Annotated in this window: 14 protein-coding genes; 4 read left to right on the forward strand and 10 right to left on the reverse strand. The window is 66.7% G+C overall.

Annotation, left to right across the window (positions count from 1 at the left end):
• Window positions 1-2 precede the first annotated feature (2 nt).
• The 4 genes from LTV02_RS28560 (at window position 3) to LTV02_RS28575 (ending at window position 3,721) form a co-directional block, all read left to right on the forward strand.
• Window positions 3-1,133 carry a cytochrome P450 gene (locus LTV02_RS28560; protein WP_233034925.1) on the forward strand — a complete coding sequence of 377 codons (1,131 nt, stop codon included), beginning with the start codon at window positions 3-5 and terminating at the stop codon, window positions 1,131-1,133.
• An 85-nt stretch (window positions 1,134-1,218) separates the two neighbouring features.
• Window positions 1,219-2,184 carry a hypothetical protein gene (locus tag LTV02_RS28565; RefSeq protein ID WP_233034926.1) on the forward strand — a complete coding sequence of 322 codons (966 nt, stop codon included), beginning with the start codon at window positions 1,219-1,221 and terminating at the stop codon, window positions 2,182-2,184.
• Window positions 2,185-2,187: 3 nt separating this feature from the next.
• Window positions 2,188-3,183 carry an aromatic ring-hydroxylating oxygenase subunit alpha gene (locus LTV02_RS28570; RefSeq protein WP_233034927.1) on the forward strand — a complete coding sequence of 332 codons (996 nt, stop codon included), beginning with the start codon at window positions 2,188-2,190 and terminating at the stop codon, window positions 3,181-3,183.
• Window positions 3,170-3,721, forward strand: a complete 552-nt coding sequence (locus LTV02_RS28575) for a hypothetical protein (protein WP_233034928.1) — start codon at window positions 3,170-3,172, stop codon at window positions 3,719-3,721. The genes LTV02_RS28570 and LTV02_RS28575 overlap by 14 nt, the downstream gene beginning before the upstream one ends.
• Before the next feature lie 61 nt (window positions 3,722-3,782).
• On the opposite strand, the gene LTV02_RS28580 is transcribed toward LTV02_RS28575, so the two are convergent.
• The 10 genes from LTV02_RS28580 to LTV02_RS28625 all read right to left on the reverse strand — a co-directional run bounded on the left by LTV02_RS28580 (window position 3,783) and on the right by LTV02_RS28625 (window position 13,963).
• A complete protein-coding gene (locus tag LTV02_RS28580) occupies window positions 3,783-4,274 on the reverse strand; it encodes a h domain protein (RefSeq protein WP_233034929.1) in 492 nt (163 codons plus the stop codon).
• Window positions 4,271-5,119 carry a hypothetical protein gene (locus LTV02_RS28585; protein WP_233034930.1) on the reverse strand — a complete coding sequence of 283 codons (849 nt, stop codon included), beginning with the start codon at window positions 5,117-5,119 and terminating at the stop codon, window positions 4,271-4,273. Before LTV02_RS28585 ends, LTV02_RS28580 begins: the two co-directional genes overlap by 4 nt.
• Window positions 5,116-6,555 carry an MCE family protein gene (locus LTV02_RS28590; protein WP_233034931.1) on the reverse strand — a complete coding sequence of 480 codons (1,440 nt, stop codon included), beginning with the start codon at window positions 6,553-6,555 and terminating at the stop codon, window positions 5,116-5,118. The genes LTV02_RS28585 and LTV02_RS28590 overlap by 4 nt, the downstream gene beginning before the upstream one ends.
• On the reverse strand, window positions 6,552-7,766 hold the full coding sequence (locus LTV02_RS28595) for an MCE family protein (RefSeq protein ID WP_233034932.1): 1,215 nt from the start codon (window positions 7,764-7,766) through the stop codon (window positions 6,552-6,554). The genes LTV02_RS28590 and LTV02_RS28595 overlap by 4 nt, the downstream gene beginning before the upstream one ends.
• Window positions 7,763-9,007, reverse strand: coding sequence for an MCE family protein (locus LTV02_RS28600; RefSeq protein WP_233034934.1), 1,245 nt, complete (start codon window positions 9,005-9,007; stop codon window positions 7,763-7,765). The genes LTV02_RS28595 and LTV02_RS28600 overlap by 4 nt, the downstream gene beginning before the upstream one ends.
• Entirely contained in the window at window positions 9,004-10,062 is a 1,059-nt protein-coding gene (locus LTV02_RS28605; protein ID WP_233034936.1) for an MCE family protein, read from the reverse strand. Before LTV02_RS28605 ends, LTV02_RS28600 begins: the two co-directional genes overlap by 4 nt.
• Window positions 10,063-10,064: 2 nt before the next feature.
• Window positions 10,065-11,042, reverse strand: a complete 978-nt coding sequence (locus LTV02_RS28610; RefSeq protein ID WP_233041732.1) for an MCE family protein — start codon at window positions 11,040-11,042, stop codon at window positions 10,065-10,067.
• 53 nt (window positions 11,043-11,095) lie between these two features.
• Entirely contained in the window at window positions 11,096-12,241 is a 1,146-nt protein-coding gene (locus LTV02_RS28615; protein ID WP_233041733.1) for an MCE family protein, read from the reverse strand.
• Between the two features lie 101 nt (window positions 12,242-12,342).
• Complete coding sequence (locus tag LTV02_RS28620; protein ID WP_233034938.1) at window positions 12,343-13,194, reverse strand: MlaE family ABC transporter permease; 852 nt, start codon at window positions 13,192-13,194, stop codon at window positions 12,343-12,345.
• 4 nt (window positions 13,195-13,198) lie between these two features.
• Window positions 13,199-13,963, reverse strand: coding sequence for an MlaE family ABC transporter permease (locus LTV02_RS28625; protein WP_233034939.1), 765 nt, complete (start codon window positions 13,961-13,963; stop codon window positions 13,199-13,201).
• Window positions 13,964-14,260: the final 297 nt, after the last annotated feature.

A 14,260-nucleotide genomic window follows, 5' to 3' on the forward strand; every position in this document is an offset into this window, starting at 1 on the left:
GCATGACACTCGAAACGCCCGCGACCGGCTGCCCGATCGACCACCGCGGCATCCGCCGGATCACCACCGCCATGGGGCACCAGGGCTGGCTGGTATCGGACTACCAACAGGTCCGAAAGCTCTTCTCCGATCCGAATCTCGGTCGCGCCCATCCGGCGCCGGAAACCGCGGCGCGGGTGGCGGAGTCGACGTTCTTCGGCGGCCCGATGGGTGATTTCGCCACCGAGCACGCCGAGCACGAACGCATGCGCGGCATACTGCAGCCGTTCTTCGCGCCGGCGAAGATGCGCGCGTTCCGCGGGCGCGTCGAGGAGATCGCCGCGGGACTCTTCGACACCATGGCCGCGAACGGTTCGCCGGCCGATCTCTACGCCGCGGTGGCCTTGCCGCTGCCGCTGCTGGTGATCTGCGAGTTGCTCGGCGTACCGGAACCGGAGCGCGGCGACCTGCACCGCTGGACCGATGCCATGGCCACCGCCACCGACGCGCTCAAAGCCGCGACCGCCGCGGGTGAAATGCTCGGCTATTGCACGACCCTGGTGGCTCGCAAACGCACCGACCCGGCCGATGACGTCATCTCCCGGCTGTGTGAGCGCGATGATCTCACCGACTCCGGGGCCGCCCTGCTCGCCATGCTCATGCTGTTCGCCGGGCACGAGACCTCGGTCGTCCAGATCGGCATGGGCGCCTTGCATCTGTTGCGGGACCGGGCGCAATGGCAGGCGCTGGTGGACCGTCCCGAGCTGGTCGCGGGCGCGGCGGAAGAACTGCTGCGGGTGCCGGACGCCGTGGGCCTGCCCCGGTACGCCCGTGCGGATTTCGAGGTCGACGGCGTCGGGATCGGCGCGGGCGAACTGGTGGTCCTGGATCTCACGGCGGCCAATCACGATGCGGCGGTGTTCACCGATCCGGACCGGATCGATATCGCCCGGAAAGAGGCGGCGCATCTGACCTTCGGGTACGGCGTGCGGTACTGCGTGGGCGCGCCGCTGGCCCGAATCGAACTGCAAGTCGTTTATACACAACTCGTTTCGCGATTCCCGACCATGCGGCTGGCGGTCGATCCGGCCACGGTGCGGATGCGCGAGGACGTGTTCACCGGCGGGGTCGCCGAGCTGCCCGTCGCCTGGTGAAGCCGATCGGCGACGCTGCCGAGTTTCTATCACCGCCCGCGTGCGAGACGCGGCGCGGTCATTCCGTCACGGATCAGGGGAGATCATGCGGGTTTCATTTCTGTTCGGGGGTCAGGTAACGCTCGAAGCCGCTGTGGTGGAGGAATTCCACCGCCGCAGCCCGGCCGTCCGGAAGGCGTACGCGGAGGCCGCCGCCGTCGCGGGGCTGCCGGAGCCGGAGTTCCGCGTCGCGGGCGCCGACGAGGCGCTGGAGGATCAGCACAGCCGTAATGCGTTGCGGCACACGGCATTGACACTCGGCCTGGTCGATGACCTGGCCGAGCAGGGGGTCGAGGCCGACGCGGTCGGCGGACTGAGCCTGGGGGCCCTGATCGGGGTCTGCGTCGCGGGCGCGATCGAGCGGCACGAGCTGTACGCCATGCTGCATCAGCGCCGGTTGGTGCCGCCGGCCGACCCCGGCGCACCGGAACAGGGCATGATGCTGATCGGCACGGCTGTCGCGGACCGTCCGGAAAACTATTACGGCCCAGCGCATCCCGGCGTGCATCTCGCCGTCGACACCGGTCCGGTCGACCTCGAAAGGCGCTCCTTCGTCGTTTCGGGCCGGCGCTCGGCACTGCTCGAGCTACAGGCCACCGCGCCAGAGGGCGTCCACATGTTCTTGTTCCCCGGCTATCACAGCGCGTTCCATTCGCCACTGCAGCAGCCCGCCGCCGATTTCATGAAGCCCTTCATCGATGCCATGACCTTCCGGGACCCGAAGGTGCCCATCTGCTCACCGGTGCGGCGGCAGGCCCTCACCACCGCCACCGAGGTGCACGAATTCATGCTGGGGCACAACCTGTTACCCGCGCGGTACGAGCCGCTGGTCGAAGAGCTGGCCGAGCTCGGCAGCCAGGCGGCGCTGCTGGTCGGCCCCGGCTTGCCGGCGCCCGTGGTGCAACCGTTCCCGGTCGAGCTCTTCACCCAGCCGTCCGACTTCGACCGGCGCGCCGAACTGCTCGAGCTGCTCGGCGACATCCGCCCCGAGACCGCGGAAAGGCGTTCCTGATCAATGGATTACGACAATCGGTTGCCGACGGCCCCGCTGGGCTATCCGATCGGCTGGTTCCGGGTCGCCGACCTCCGCGATCTGAAGCCGGGGACGGTCCGGCGGTCGCGGCTGATGGACGGCGAGGTCGTCGTCTACCGGACCCGTTCCGGCGAGGTGCGTGCGGTGCGACCGTACTGCCCGCATCTGGGCGCGCATCTGGGCGTGGGCGGCACGGTATCGGGCGAGAACCTGGTGTGCCCGTTCCATCGCTTCGAATTCGCCCCGGACGGCCGCTGCGTGGACAGTCCTGACGGGGCCACCATTCCGGCCGGATTGAGTCATTACCAGGTGCGCGAGCGGCACGGCATGGTGTTCGTGTGGCACGGCCCGGAAGGCGAGGCGCCGACCTGGGAGCTGCCCGAGGTGGCGGATCCCGCCGTGCTGCCGATGTTCCGGTGGTCGGGCGAAATCCCTACGCACGCACAGGAAATGGCCGAGAACGCCGCCGACTTCCGGCACCTGTCGGTCCTGCACGACGTGCACATGGCCGAGGCCGAGCCGTGCGAGACGGACGGGCCGGTGTTCCGGGTGCACGTCCGGTCGACCGGGCAGGGCCGCGCCGGATCGCTCGAGACCCACCAGACCATCGTGATGGCCGGGCTGGGCTACACCCATATCCGTTTCACCATCCCGCGATTGGGCGTGGTGGCGCGGATGTGGGGGCTGCAAACCCCGATCGGGCCCTGGCGGACGCACCTGCACTCGGTGGTCGCCTGCGAGGGCACGGACGGGATCGCGTCCCGGGCGCTGGCCCCGATCGTCGCCCGGGCCGCCTTGCGGGGCGTGGTCAAGGTGCTCGGCGAGGACATTCCGATCTGGGAGCACAAGCGCTACAACCCGCATCCGCGCCTGGTGGCCGGGGAGTCGACGCTGAGCCGGTTCCGGCTCTGGACCCGGCAGTTCTATCCGTCGGAACAATCGGAAACAAGGTGGGAATCTTCGAATGCGAGCACGTAACTTCATTGGCGGCCTGGCTGTCGTCTGTGCGGCGGCGGCCGGCCAGCCGGGCAGCGCGGCCGCCGCTCCGGACGGGTCGGCCTCGCTCGCGCTGTGTGTGTTCACCGCGCACGAGCAGATGACGCCGCCGGCGACGCTGACGCCCCAGGCGCTGAACGACGCGGGATCCGGGCCGATCACCTGCAACGGCCGGCTGGGCGGGAAGACCTTCGACGGGCGGCCCGGCACCGCGACCTGGGATGCGCAGACCGGGCTGGGCATCTTCGGGATCCGCGACATCAGTGACTGCATCGCCGATACGGGTACCGGCCGGATGGCCATGTCGCTCACCGCATCCGACGGCAGCATCGTCGAACTGTCCGGCTCGCTCTTCTACGGCGGGGTGGGCCCCGTCGGCTTGATGACCGGTACCGCGGGCGGATTCGAGCTCACCACCGTGTCGATGACAGGTCCGGATCCGGACTACCCCGAAGAGAACTGCGTCACGGTTCCCATGCAGCACGTGGTGACGACGGCGGCCGTACTGTTGCGCGGCTGACCATCGGAAAGGCAAAGGGCGCACCGCTTTTCCGCGGTGCGCCCTTTCGACTCCGGACCGATCAGATCGGGTTGACGTCCGAGACCAGCCAGCGGCTGCCCTGCTTCTCCAGCGAGACCTTCAGGCGGCTCTGGATGTAGGTGCCGGTGGCGGGGTCCTTGCCGACGCTCTTCTGGTTCAGGAAGACCATCACATCGGCCTTGTCCGAGCTCGCCGACAGCACGCCGGTGGCCTGGATATTGGCGGTGACGACCAGTTCCTTCTCCTTGGCGGACTTGGAGATGTTCTCCGAGACCACCTTGTCCCAGTCGGCCTTGAACTCCGGCGTCATATCGTCGGTGACCTTGGCCATCTGCAGGTCGACGGACTGGTAGCTGTAACCGAACATGCCGTCCACGGCGCGCCGGGCCACCACCACCGAATCGGTTCGGGCGGACTCGGATTGGCGTTCCTGCCAGGCCAGATAACCGGTCACGCCGGCGGCGGTGAGGCTGGCGATCAGGAAGATCGCGGCGCCGACGAGCAGATACAGATCGAGCTTGCGATGCTTCACAGCACCATCTCCATTCCCGTCACCGACAGCTTGTCGCCGTCCTTGGCGAGCGTCACCCGGAAGCGGTACTGGCGCTGCTGTTCCCCCTGCGCACCGGAATTGGTGAGCTGCTGCTTCACCCCGACCAGCACGATGGCGGAGTGGTCGTCCGAGCTCTCCAGCGCGGCGCCGACGACCTCGCCCTTGACCTTCACCTGGGCCTTCTGGATGAGTTCGGCGAAACCGTCCTTGCGCTTGGCCAGATCGGCGGCGAAGTCACCCGAGGTGACCTCCAGGGCCTTGGCGAAGTCCTCGCCGGCCGTATCGCCGTTGACGTTCACGATGGTCGTCATGGCCTTGGCGGCGAACTGCACGTACTCGGTGCGCTGGGCCTCGAGGTCCGCGGCCTGATTGCGTTCGTAGAGGAAGAATCCGGTGCCGGCGAGGCCGACCACGGCCAGCACCACGCAGGCCGCCGCGAGCACCTGCATCCACCGCGAGCCGGAAGCCGAAGCGACTGCGGGCGCTTCGGTTTCGCCGGACTCGGTGTCAGTGGACTCGGACGCGGCGGAATCGGTTTCGGATTCGATCGCCGTGGCGGGCTCCGGCGCGGCGGGCTTGTCGAGCTTCACCGTGTCCTCCGGCGCCGCCGGCACTTCGACTTCGGCAGCACGCTCGGGCGTTGCCACCTCCGCGGTGGCCGCCACATCGGCCGCCGCGGAATTCTGGTCGGCCGGGGCCTTGTCGGCCACCGGCAACACGGTGTCGAGCACCGGTGAGGCGACCCCCCGCTCCTCCGGCGGCGGTCCTTCCGAACGCACCGCGCGCCGCCGAGTACGGGTTGTCACCCCACTGGTTTCGCTCATTTCATCTGCTCCTGAACCATTGCCGTCAAACTTGCCGGGACTACGCCGGACCCGTCCGGGCCGATATTGCCCATCCGGTACGTGCGATTGTCCGGTCCGAGCACGGTCCCGGTCTTGGGATCGTACGACCGGGTTTCCAGCGATGCGGGTTGTGTCCCACTGGCCGCTCCGGAGGTCCCGCCGGAGTTAGCGCCCGGGTTGCTCGATGCGGCACCGGGGGCGTCCTTCTGGAAGGGTAGCGGCATATCGCCCTCGGGAACATAGCCGTTCGGGTCGCGGCACAGTTCCGGGGTCGGCGCCCGCCGGCCCGGGTACTCCATACACGGCGTATTGCGAATACCGCGCACCGCGTACGGCGCGTTCTGCGGCGCCTTGCAATACAGATTGTCCGGGGTCGCCGGGGCATCCCGCATGGACGCGTCGCGCCGGTCGTTCGGCGAGAGGAAGCCGACGGTACAACCGACCGGATCGTTCAGCGAGACCATGAAGTCCACCATGGCGCCGTATTCGATGGGCCCGCCCGTGGCCGCGGTCAGCAGACCGGCGATCAGCGGCGGGAACACCACCAGCAGCTGTTCGATGCTGGGGTTGTAGATGGAGCTGACCTGGCCGACGCTCACCAGGTTGCGGGCCAGCAGCGGCAGCGTGGGCTGCAGATCCTGGAGCAGCTGGGCGGCGGTGGCGGCGGTGCCTGGCGTCTTGCGCACGACATTGCGCAGCGCCGGATCATGTTCGCGCAGTTGATCGGTCAGCGTCGCCAGGTCCGCGGTCCAGCTGCGAATGTTCGCGTCGGACTGCACCTGGGTATCGAGCAACGGCCCGATCTTGTCGATCAGATCCTTGGTGGCCTGGGTGTTGTTCTTGGCCTCCTGCACCAGCAGGGTGGCCGAGTCCAGGAAGCGCTGCAGATCCGGTCCCGCGCCGTTGAACGCCTTGAAGGCATCGTCGATGACCTGGCGCAGTTTGGTGTCGGCGACGCTGTTGAGCAGCCGGTCGGTCTGATCGAGCAGGGTGCCTACGTCCTGCGGCAGCTTGGTGCGCTCGACCGCGATCACCGAACCGTCGGACAGATTGCCGCCCTGGGGATTCGAGACCGGGACCAGATCCACGTACTGCTCGCCCACCGCGGACACGCTGCGAACCCAGGCGTCGACATCCTTGGGGATCTTGTAGTCGCTGTCGATGGTGAGCTTGGCGTCGACGCCCTCGGGCGTCAGCCGGACTTCCTCGACCTTGCCGACATTGGTGCCGCGATAGGCCACATTGGCGTGCTCGTAGAGGCCACCGGTGGCGGCCAGTTTCACAGTCACGTCGTAGACGCCGAGGCCGAAGGCGGCGGGCGCCTTCACGTACACGGTGGTCATCACCGCCAGGCCGATCACGGTCAGGACGGAGAAGATGGCGAGCTGGATCTTGACGAATCGAGTGAGTTTCACTGTCCACTCCCTTGCGGCACGGTGACCCCCGGGATGGCGGGCAGGCCCGGCACCGCACCGAGGCCGGGCAGCGTCGGCGTGCCGGCCGAATTGGGCTGGAACGGAGCGGTTCTCGGATCGACGGGCGCGCCGTCGGTGCCGCCGATCTGTCCCACCACGCCCTCGACGCCGCTGCCGCGCGGGCCGAGCGCCGTACCGGTGAAGAGGTTCTTCTGCAGGCGGGCCACGGTGAGGTCGTAGACGATCTTGACGTTCAGGTAGTCGCCACGCACCGCGCCGTCCAGCGAGTGCATCGGGAACGGGAAGGTGAGCAGCATGCCCAGCGCCTTGGTCAGATTGCCGCCGGTATTGGCGATCTGCTCCAGCGCCGGCCACAGATTGGCCAGATCCTGTTTCAGCGCGCCGTTGTCCTCCGCGACGAACTTCGAGATCACGTCGCTCAGGTTGGCCAGCGAGGTCAGCGCGGTGGTGATGCTCTCGCGCCGATCGGCCAGCACGGTCAGCGCCGGATGGATGTTGTCGATGGCCGAGGCCAGCTTGTCCTGCTGCTGCGCGAGCACGCCGGAGAACCGATCCAGCCCGCCCATGGCGGCGATGATGTCCCGGGTCTGCCCGTCCAGGGTGGTGACCAGGGTGTTCAACTGCGGCAACAGATCCCGGATGGCATCGGTGCGCCCATTGAACGCCTTGTTCAGCTCGCCGGTGATGTTCTCCAGCTGGCTGATGCCGCCGCCGTTGAGCACCACCGACAGCGAGGACAGCGTCTGCTCGGTGGTCGGGTAGGCCCCGGCCCGCTCCAGCGGAATGGTGTCCCCGGCCTTCAGCTCACCGGTGGCCGGAACGTCCGCGGGCGCCGACAGTTCCAGGTGGTTGGAGCCCAGCAGCGAGGTCTGGCCGATCTTCGCGGTGGCATTGGCCGGCAGCTTGACGCCCTTGTCCAAGGTGACGGTGACCAGCGCGTGCCAGCCCTCGACGTCGATCCCGGACACCGAGCCGACGGTGACGTCATTGACGCGGACCGGCGAATTGCGGGTCAGCGTGGTGACATTCGGCATCTGGATCTTGACTTCCCAAGCGCCCTCGCCGGTTCCGGCGGCGCCGGGCAGCGGCAGCGAGTTGAGCCCGTCCCACTGACACCCGGTGGTGCCGAGGGCGATGGCTACGCCGATGGCCAGTCCGGCCACCCGCTTGCGTCCCCCTGGGGTTCTCATTTGTTGCCTCCCGGAACCGCCAGGTCCGCAAGGGATCCCGGCACGCTGACCTGTCCGGCCCGCTGCGCGAGCTCCGGGGTCGAGTAGGTGATCTGGTCGGGCGTCGCGCCCGCGGCGGTGGCGGGGCTCAACATGAACGGCAGATAGTTCATGGTCATGTTGGACAGCGCGGGCCCGAGGGTCTGGGCGCACAGATCGGCCGACTTGTCCGAGGTTTCCCGCGCCGCGGCCCGCACCGAGCCGCACAGGAAGCTGAGCGGATCGGCGAAGTTGGTGAGCACCGGGTAGCCGGTGAGGCTGCCGGTATTGGGCTTGTAGAGCTGGTAGAAGTTCACCAGCGCGGTGGGACCGGAGTGCAGCAGGCGCTCGAGCTGCGGCCGCTTCTCCACCAGGATGCCGGTGACGTCGGTGAGCTTCTGCAGGTCCTCGGTGAGCGCGCCGCCGCGACTGTCGATGAAGCGCTTGACGTCGTCGACCGCGATATCCAGATTATCCAGTCCCGCACCGAGATCGGCGGAGACATTGGCCAGCACATTGGATACCGAGGCCAGCTTGCCGCCGAAGCTCACGATCTGGTCGTTGCTCTTGGACAGCACGTCCACGAACTGCTGCAGATTGCGGATGGTGGCGAACAGGTCGGTGCGGCCGTCGGACAGCGTGCCGAGCGCGGCGGACAGTTCCTTCAGCGTGGAGCGGAAGGCATCGCCATTGCCGTCGAGGTTGTTGGCGGCGGTATCGACGAAGCGCCCGAAGGAACCCTGCTTGTCCTGGCCGACCGGGCCGAGAGTGGTTGCCAGTTTGGACAGTTCGGCCTTGATGTCGTCCCACTCCACGGGAATCGCGGTGCGCTCGATCGGAATCGTGCCGCCGTCGTTCAGCTTGGCCCCGCCGGTGTAGGCCGGAGCGAGCTGGACGAAGCGCGCCGACACCAGCGACGGCGAGATCAGCACGGCCTTGGCGTCGGCGGGGACGTCGATGCCGCGATCCACGGTCATCTTGACCTGCACCCGGTCCTTGCCCGGTTCCACCGAATCGATCTTGCCGACCTTGACGCCGAGGATCCGTACGTCGTCGCCGGCGTACAGGCCGCTCGTGGACGGGAAGTAGGCGGTCACCTGCTTGGTGCCGACCTTGCTCGCGGCCGAGTAGCCGACCGCGACCAGGACCGCGACGATCGCCACCGCGATGCCGATCTTGGCCGCGCGGGGCAGCTTTCCGAGATTGTTTCGCACAGCGTTCATTTCTGCGGCCCGGTCTTTCCCTGGGAGAGGCCGAGGGTGCTCAGCATGGCCTTCAGCGCGTCGGGCACGTTCTCCGGCCAGACCATGGCATCGACCAGCACCTCGAGTGACGAGGAGGAGAAGTTGGAGATGTAGGCCTGGAAGTAGGGACCGGAGCCGACCTGCTCACCCAGCGCACCCGCGTACGGGCCCACCGCGTCGAGCGCGTCCTTGAGGTCCTGCTGGTTCCGCTGCAGGATGCCCAGCACCGAATTCAGCTTGTCCAGGGTCGGTTTCAGCTCGGCCTCGTTGTCGTTGACGAAGCCGGTGAGCTGCTGCGCCAGTCCGTTCACGTAGACGATGAGCTGACTGAGCGCGGATTTGCGGGCGTCCAGCTCGGTGAACAGCGAATTGCCGTCCACCAGCAGCGAATTGATCTTCGCCGCGCGATCCGAGAGCACGTGGGTGACGCCCTGCGCCTTGCTCAGCAGATCGGTCAGCGCCTTGTCCCGGGTGTTGATGCTGCGCGAGAGCGCCGAAATGCCGTCGAGGGCATTGCGCAACGGCGCCGGGGTGTCGGCGAAGGTCGCCGACAGCGTGTCCAGCGTCTTGTTGACCTGGTCCATGTCCAGGTCCTTGACGGTATTGGACAGGTCGCCCAGCGCGTCGTTGAGCGAGTACGGAGAGGTGGTGCGCTCCACCGGAATCGGGTCGTTCTTGCTGAGTGTCCCGCCGCCGTCCGGAGTCACCTCCATCGACTTGCGGCCGAGCACGGTATTGGTCTTGATGGCCGCGGTGGTCTTGGTGCCCAGCGGAATCGACTCGTCGAGGGTGAAGCGCACCTTCACTTTCGCGCCGTCCAGCTTCACCTCGTCGACACGACCGGACTTCACCCCGGCCACCTGGACGTTGTCGCCGGGCACCAGGCCGCCGGCATCGGCGAAGTAGGCGATGTACTCGGCGCCCGAGCGCACGAAGGGCAGCCGGTCGAACTGCAGGGAGGCCAGGGAGACCGTCACGGCCAGCACGATGCCGAGGACGCCGATATTGGCCGTGGACAAACGGTTCGTCTTCATGACTACTTGGCGCACCTTCCGTAACCCATCTGACCACCGGGGGTGCTGACCAGCAGCGGCTTGCCGTCGGGACCGTCGATCATGATGTCGGTGCCGCAGACGTAGATGTTCAGGAACGAGCCGTAGGAGCCGATGCGAACCAGCTTCTTGTAGGACTCCGGCAGATTCTGGATCAGCCATTCCAGCTCGTCGCCCTGGTCGTCCAGAGCCGTTGCGGTGCGCCCCAATTGCTGCACGGTGCTCTTCAGGTCCGGCCGGGCCGCCTGCAGCAGCGCGGTGAGATCGCCGGTGGCGCCGGAGATCCGGGGAATCGCGTCGCCGATCGGATCCTTGTCGGCGGCCAGGCCGCTGACCAGGCGCTGCAGCTCGTCGAGCGTGGTGCCGAAGGCCTCGTCCCGCTCATCAATGGTGCTGAGCACGGTCTTCAGGTTCTCGATCACGCTGCCGATCAGGGCATCTCGTTCGGAGAGGGTCTTGCCGAAGGAGCCGCCGCTGTTGAGCAGCGACACCAGCGTGCCGCCCTGGCCCTGGAAGACCTGCATCAACGCCTCGGTGAGATCGTTGACCTGGGCCGGATCCAGGCCGCGCAGCAGCGGTTTGAACCCGCCCAGCAGCATGTCCAGATCCAGCGCCGGCTTGGTGTTCGAGGTGTCGAGGGTACCGCCCGACTTCAGCGTCTTGGCGTCGCCGCCACCCTCCATCAGCTCCAGATACCGGTCACCGACCAGGTTCTCGTAGCGAATGGTCGCCTTGGTGCTGGTGTAGAGCGTGTACTTGCGGTCCACGTCGAAGTCGACGTGCGCCAGCTTGTCCTTGCCCACGTAGACCTTGTTGACCGTGCCGACCGGCACACCCGCGATGCGCACCTTGGACCCGGGCAGCATGCCCGAGGAGTTGGTGAACACCGCGTGGTAGCCGTGCTCGCGGGAGAAGCGCATCTGGCTGAAGATCACCATCAGCATGGCCAGCACGAGCACCATGACCAGGGTGAACAGACCGAGCTTGACGGTGACCGCACGCGGTTTGAACTTCACTATTTCACCCCCGGGATGCCGCCGAACAACCACTGGAACACATTCGAATTGAAGTGCGGGACGGTCACCGGCTGGAAGACCGTGCCCTCGGAGGTGTCGGTGACGTAGTACTTGGCGTTCTGGCCCGGCACATTGTCCAGCACGCCGGTGCAGTTCGGGCCGCCGGTCGCGTTCACCTTGGGCAGATCCTGCGGGTACTTGTACGGTTCGCCGCCGGGCATGACGCCGGCGTTCATGGTGACCGCCGGGTACCGGCCGCCGAAGATGTCATCGACGATCGGAATATTGGAACCCAGGCCGACGACGGTGCAGAAGATGGCCGAACGGTATTCGTTCAGCGTGGCCACGGTCGGCTTCAGCAGATTGAGCGCCTGCGCCAGCGGCGCGCCGGTCTGGTCCAGCACCGGCGTAGCGGTGTTCGCCAGTCCGGTCAGCTCCAGCAGCATGCTGTCCAGCTGCCGCTGCTCGGCCACCAGCGTGGCGGCGGTGACCTGAGCATTGTCGGTGGTGCGCAACAGATCCGGCGCGGTGTCGGCGTAGACGCCGGTGACCGCGGTGGTCTTGCGCAGATCGTCCTGCAGGGTCGGCAGGCTCGGGTTGATCTCGCGCAGGAAGGCGTCGGCGTCGACCATGGTCTGGCCGAGCTGATCGCCGCGGCCCTGCAGCGCCGAACCCAGCGCGGTCAGGGTGGCGTTCAGCTTCTCCGGCTCCACCTTGGCGAGCACGTCGCCCAGGTGCTGGAAGATCGTGTTGAACTCGACGGTCACCGCGTCGGCCTTGACCGTGGCGCCGGCCCGCAGCGAATCCTTCGAAGCATTCTCCGGGGCAACGAAATTGATGTACTTGGCGCCGAACACCGTGGTGGACCGAATATCCACGACGGCATTGGCCGGGACCATCTTCAATTTGTCCGGGTCCAAGGCCAATTCGATATTCGCGCCCTGGGAAGTATTGGTAATTCCGGCAACCTTGCCGATTTCCACGCCGCGAATCTTCACCTTGGCGTCCGGGTCCAGGACCAGGCCGCTGCGCGGGGCCGCGACCGTCACCTTCACCGTGTTCTCGAAACCGCCGGCGAACATGACCAGGCAGATCACGACGGCGGCCACGAGGCCGAGCACCAGGCCGAGCCCGGCCAGCTTGATGGCCCATCCCTGTTCGAGAGTTCGCTTGGGCCTTGGTTTTTGCGCGAAGGCCGGGCCGATCTGGCCCGGGGTCGCGTCGCTGTGAGTCACCGTTCGCCGCCCTACCCGGAGAGATGGAAATTGCCGGAGGTGCCGTAGATGGCCAGGGAGATCAGCAGGGTCACCATGACGACCGCGATCAAGGAGGCGCGCACCGCGTTGCCGACGGCCTCGCCGACGCCGACGGGGCCGCCGGCGGCGTGGTAGCCGTAATAGGTGTGGATCGCCATGACCGCCAGCGCCATGAAGATGGCCTGGCCGAACGACCACAGAATGTCGCTGGGGATGAGGAAGGTGTCGAAGTAGTGGTCGTACACACCGGCGGACTGGCCGTAGATGCCCACCGTCGCAAAGCGGCTCGCCAGGAAGGAGGCGATGACCGCGAGCGAGTACAGCGGGATGACCGCGATCATGCCCGCCAGGATGCGGGTGCCGACCAGGAAGGGCACCGGCCGGATGGCCATGACCTCGAGGGCGTCGATCTCTTCGGAGACGCGCATGGCGCCCAATTGTGCCGTCGTACCGGCGCCGAGGGTGGCCGCCAGGCCGATGCCCGAGATAACCGGTGCGGCGATGCGGACATTGATGAAGGCCGCGAAGAAGCCGGTGAGCGCCTCGACACCGATATTGCCGAGCGAGCTGTAGCCCTGCACGGCGATGGTGCTGCCGGCCGCCAGCGTCAGGAAGCAGACGATCACGACGGTGCCGCCGATGACGGCGAGTGCGCCTGTGCCCATGGAGATCTCGGCGATGAGCCGGATGGTCTCGGTGCGGTAGTGCACCAGCGCCTTGGGCACCGAGGCGATCGACTGCGCATAGAAGACCGCGTGCTTGCCGATCGAGTCCAGGCGCTCGGAGAAACGCTGGAACCGCCGGGTGACCTTGGGGAAGCGGGATTGGATCACGAATGCCATGCGATCACCGCGCCGTGAACTTGATGCTGATGGCGGTGACCACCACATTGATGACGAACAGGGCCATGAAGGCGAAGACGACGGTCTGGTTCACCGCGTCGCCGACGCTCTTGGGGCCGCCCTTGACGTTCAGTCCCAGATAACAGGCGACGAGTCCGGCGACGAGTCCGAACAGCATGGCCTTGATCTCGGAGAAGACCACCTCGGGCAGATGGGTCAGCAGGGTGATGCCGTTGACGAAGGCGCCCGGGTTCACGTCCTGCAGGAAGACCGAGAAGAGGAAACCGCCCAGAATGCCGATGGTGGAGACCAGGCCGTTGAGCATGGCCGCCACGAACATGGAGGCGAGCACGCGCGGCACCACCAGGCGGTGGATCGGATCGATGCCGAGCACCTTCATGGCGTCGATCTCTTCGCGAATGGTGCGGGCGCCGAGGTCGGCGCAGATGGCGGTGGCGCCGGCGCCGGCGACGATGAGCACCGTGACCATCGGGCCGATCTGCGTGATCGAACCGAAGGCCGCGCCCGCGCCCGACAGGTCCGCCGCGCCGATCTCGCGGAGCAGGATATTGAGGGTGAAGCTCACCAGCACGGTGAACGGAATCGCGACCATGAGTGTCGGAAACATGGACACTCGCGCGATGAACCAAGCCTGATCGATGAATTCCCGTCGCTGAAACGGGGGCCGTACCGCGGCGCGAGCGACATCGCCGGCGAGTTCGAAGAACCCTCCGACCGCCCGCAGCGGTACGGCAAGGACTTCATTCATTCCCGCTATTCCTCCTGCCCCTGCCTAGCTATAGCACCCGAGATCAGAATGTGATCTCGGTCCCGCCCAGAGATTAGAACACGTTCTCGTGCCGTCTGGGAAGGTTTCAATGGTTTTGAACAGGGAATCTTTCTGAACTCTTGACCAGTTTCCAGAACGTGTTCACTCCAGAAGCTACGTCATGGTAGTGACACCTTTGTGAGCCGCCACACATAGTTGATCCCCATTCCTACCAACGATCGATCGCGTGATCAACCGCAGGGTGGGGGCGGGCCGCCCCCACCAACTGAAGTTAGG

The organism is Nocardia yamanashiensis (assembly GCF_021183565.1).
GTDB lineage: Bacteria > Actinomycetota > Actinomycetes > Mycobacteriales > Mycobacteriaceae > Nocardia > Nocardia yamanashiensis.

What these genes read in the sequence shown, in the direction of transcription:
- LTV02_RS28560 (WP_233034925.1), top strand. Translation starts at nt 3, where the DNA reads ATGACACTCGAAACGCCCGCGACCGGCTGCCCGATCGACCACCGCGGC.
- LTV02_RS28565 (WP_233034926.1), top strand. Translation starts at nt 1,219, where the DNA reads ATGCGGGTTTCATTTCTGTTCGGGGGTCAGGTAACGCTCGAAGCCGCT.
- LTV02_RS28570 (WP_233034927.1), top strand. Translation starts at nt 2,188, where the DNA reads ATGGATTACGACAATCGGTTGCCGACGGCCCCGCTGGGCTATCCGATC.
- LTV02_RS28575 (WP_233034928.1), top strand. Translation starts at nt 3,170, where the DNA reads ATGCGAGCACGTAACTTCATTGGCGGCCTGGCTGTCGTCTGTGCGGCG.
- LTV02_RS28585 (WP_233034930.1), bottom strand. Translation starts at nt 5,119, where the DNA reads ATGAGCGAAACCAGTGGGGTGACAACCCGTACTCGGCGGCGCGCGGTG.
- LTV02_RS28595 (WP_233034932.1), bottom strand. Translation starts at nt 7,766, where the DNA reads ATGAGAACCCCAGGGGGACGCAAGCGGGTGGCCGGACTGGCCATCGGC.
- LTV02_RS28600 (WP_233034934.1), bottom strand. Translation starts at nt 9,007, where the DNA reads ATGAACGCTGTGCGAAACAATCTCGGAAAGCTGCCCCGCGCGGCCAAG.
- LTV02_RS28605 (WP_233034936.1), bottom strand. Translation starts at nt 10,062, where the DNA reads ATGAAGACGAACCGTTTGTCCACGGCCAATATCGGCGTCCTCGGCATC.
- LTV02_RS28610 (WP_233041732.1), bottom strand. Translation starts at nt 11,042, where the DNA reads ATGGTGCTCGTGCTGGCCATGCTGATGGTGATCTTCAGCCAGATGCGC.
- LTV02_RS28620 (WP_233034938.1), bottom strand. Translation starts at nt 13,194, where the DNA reads ATGGCATTCGTGATCCAATCCCGCTTCCCCAAGGTCACCCGGCGGTTC.
- LTV02_RS28625 (WP_233034939.1), bottom strand. Translation starts at nt 13,963, where the DNA reads ATGAATGAAGTCCTTGCCGTACCGCTGCGGGCGGTCGGAGGGTTCTTC.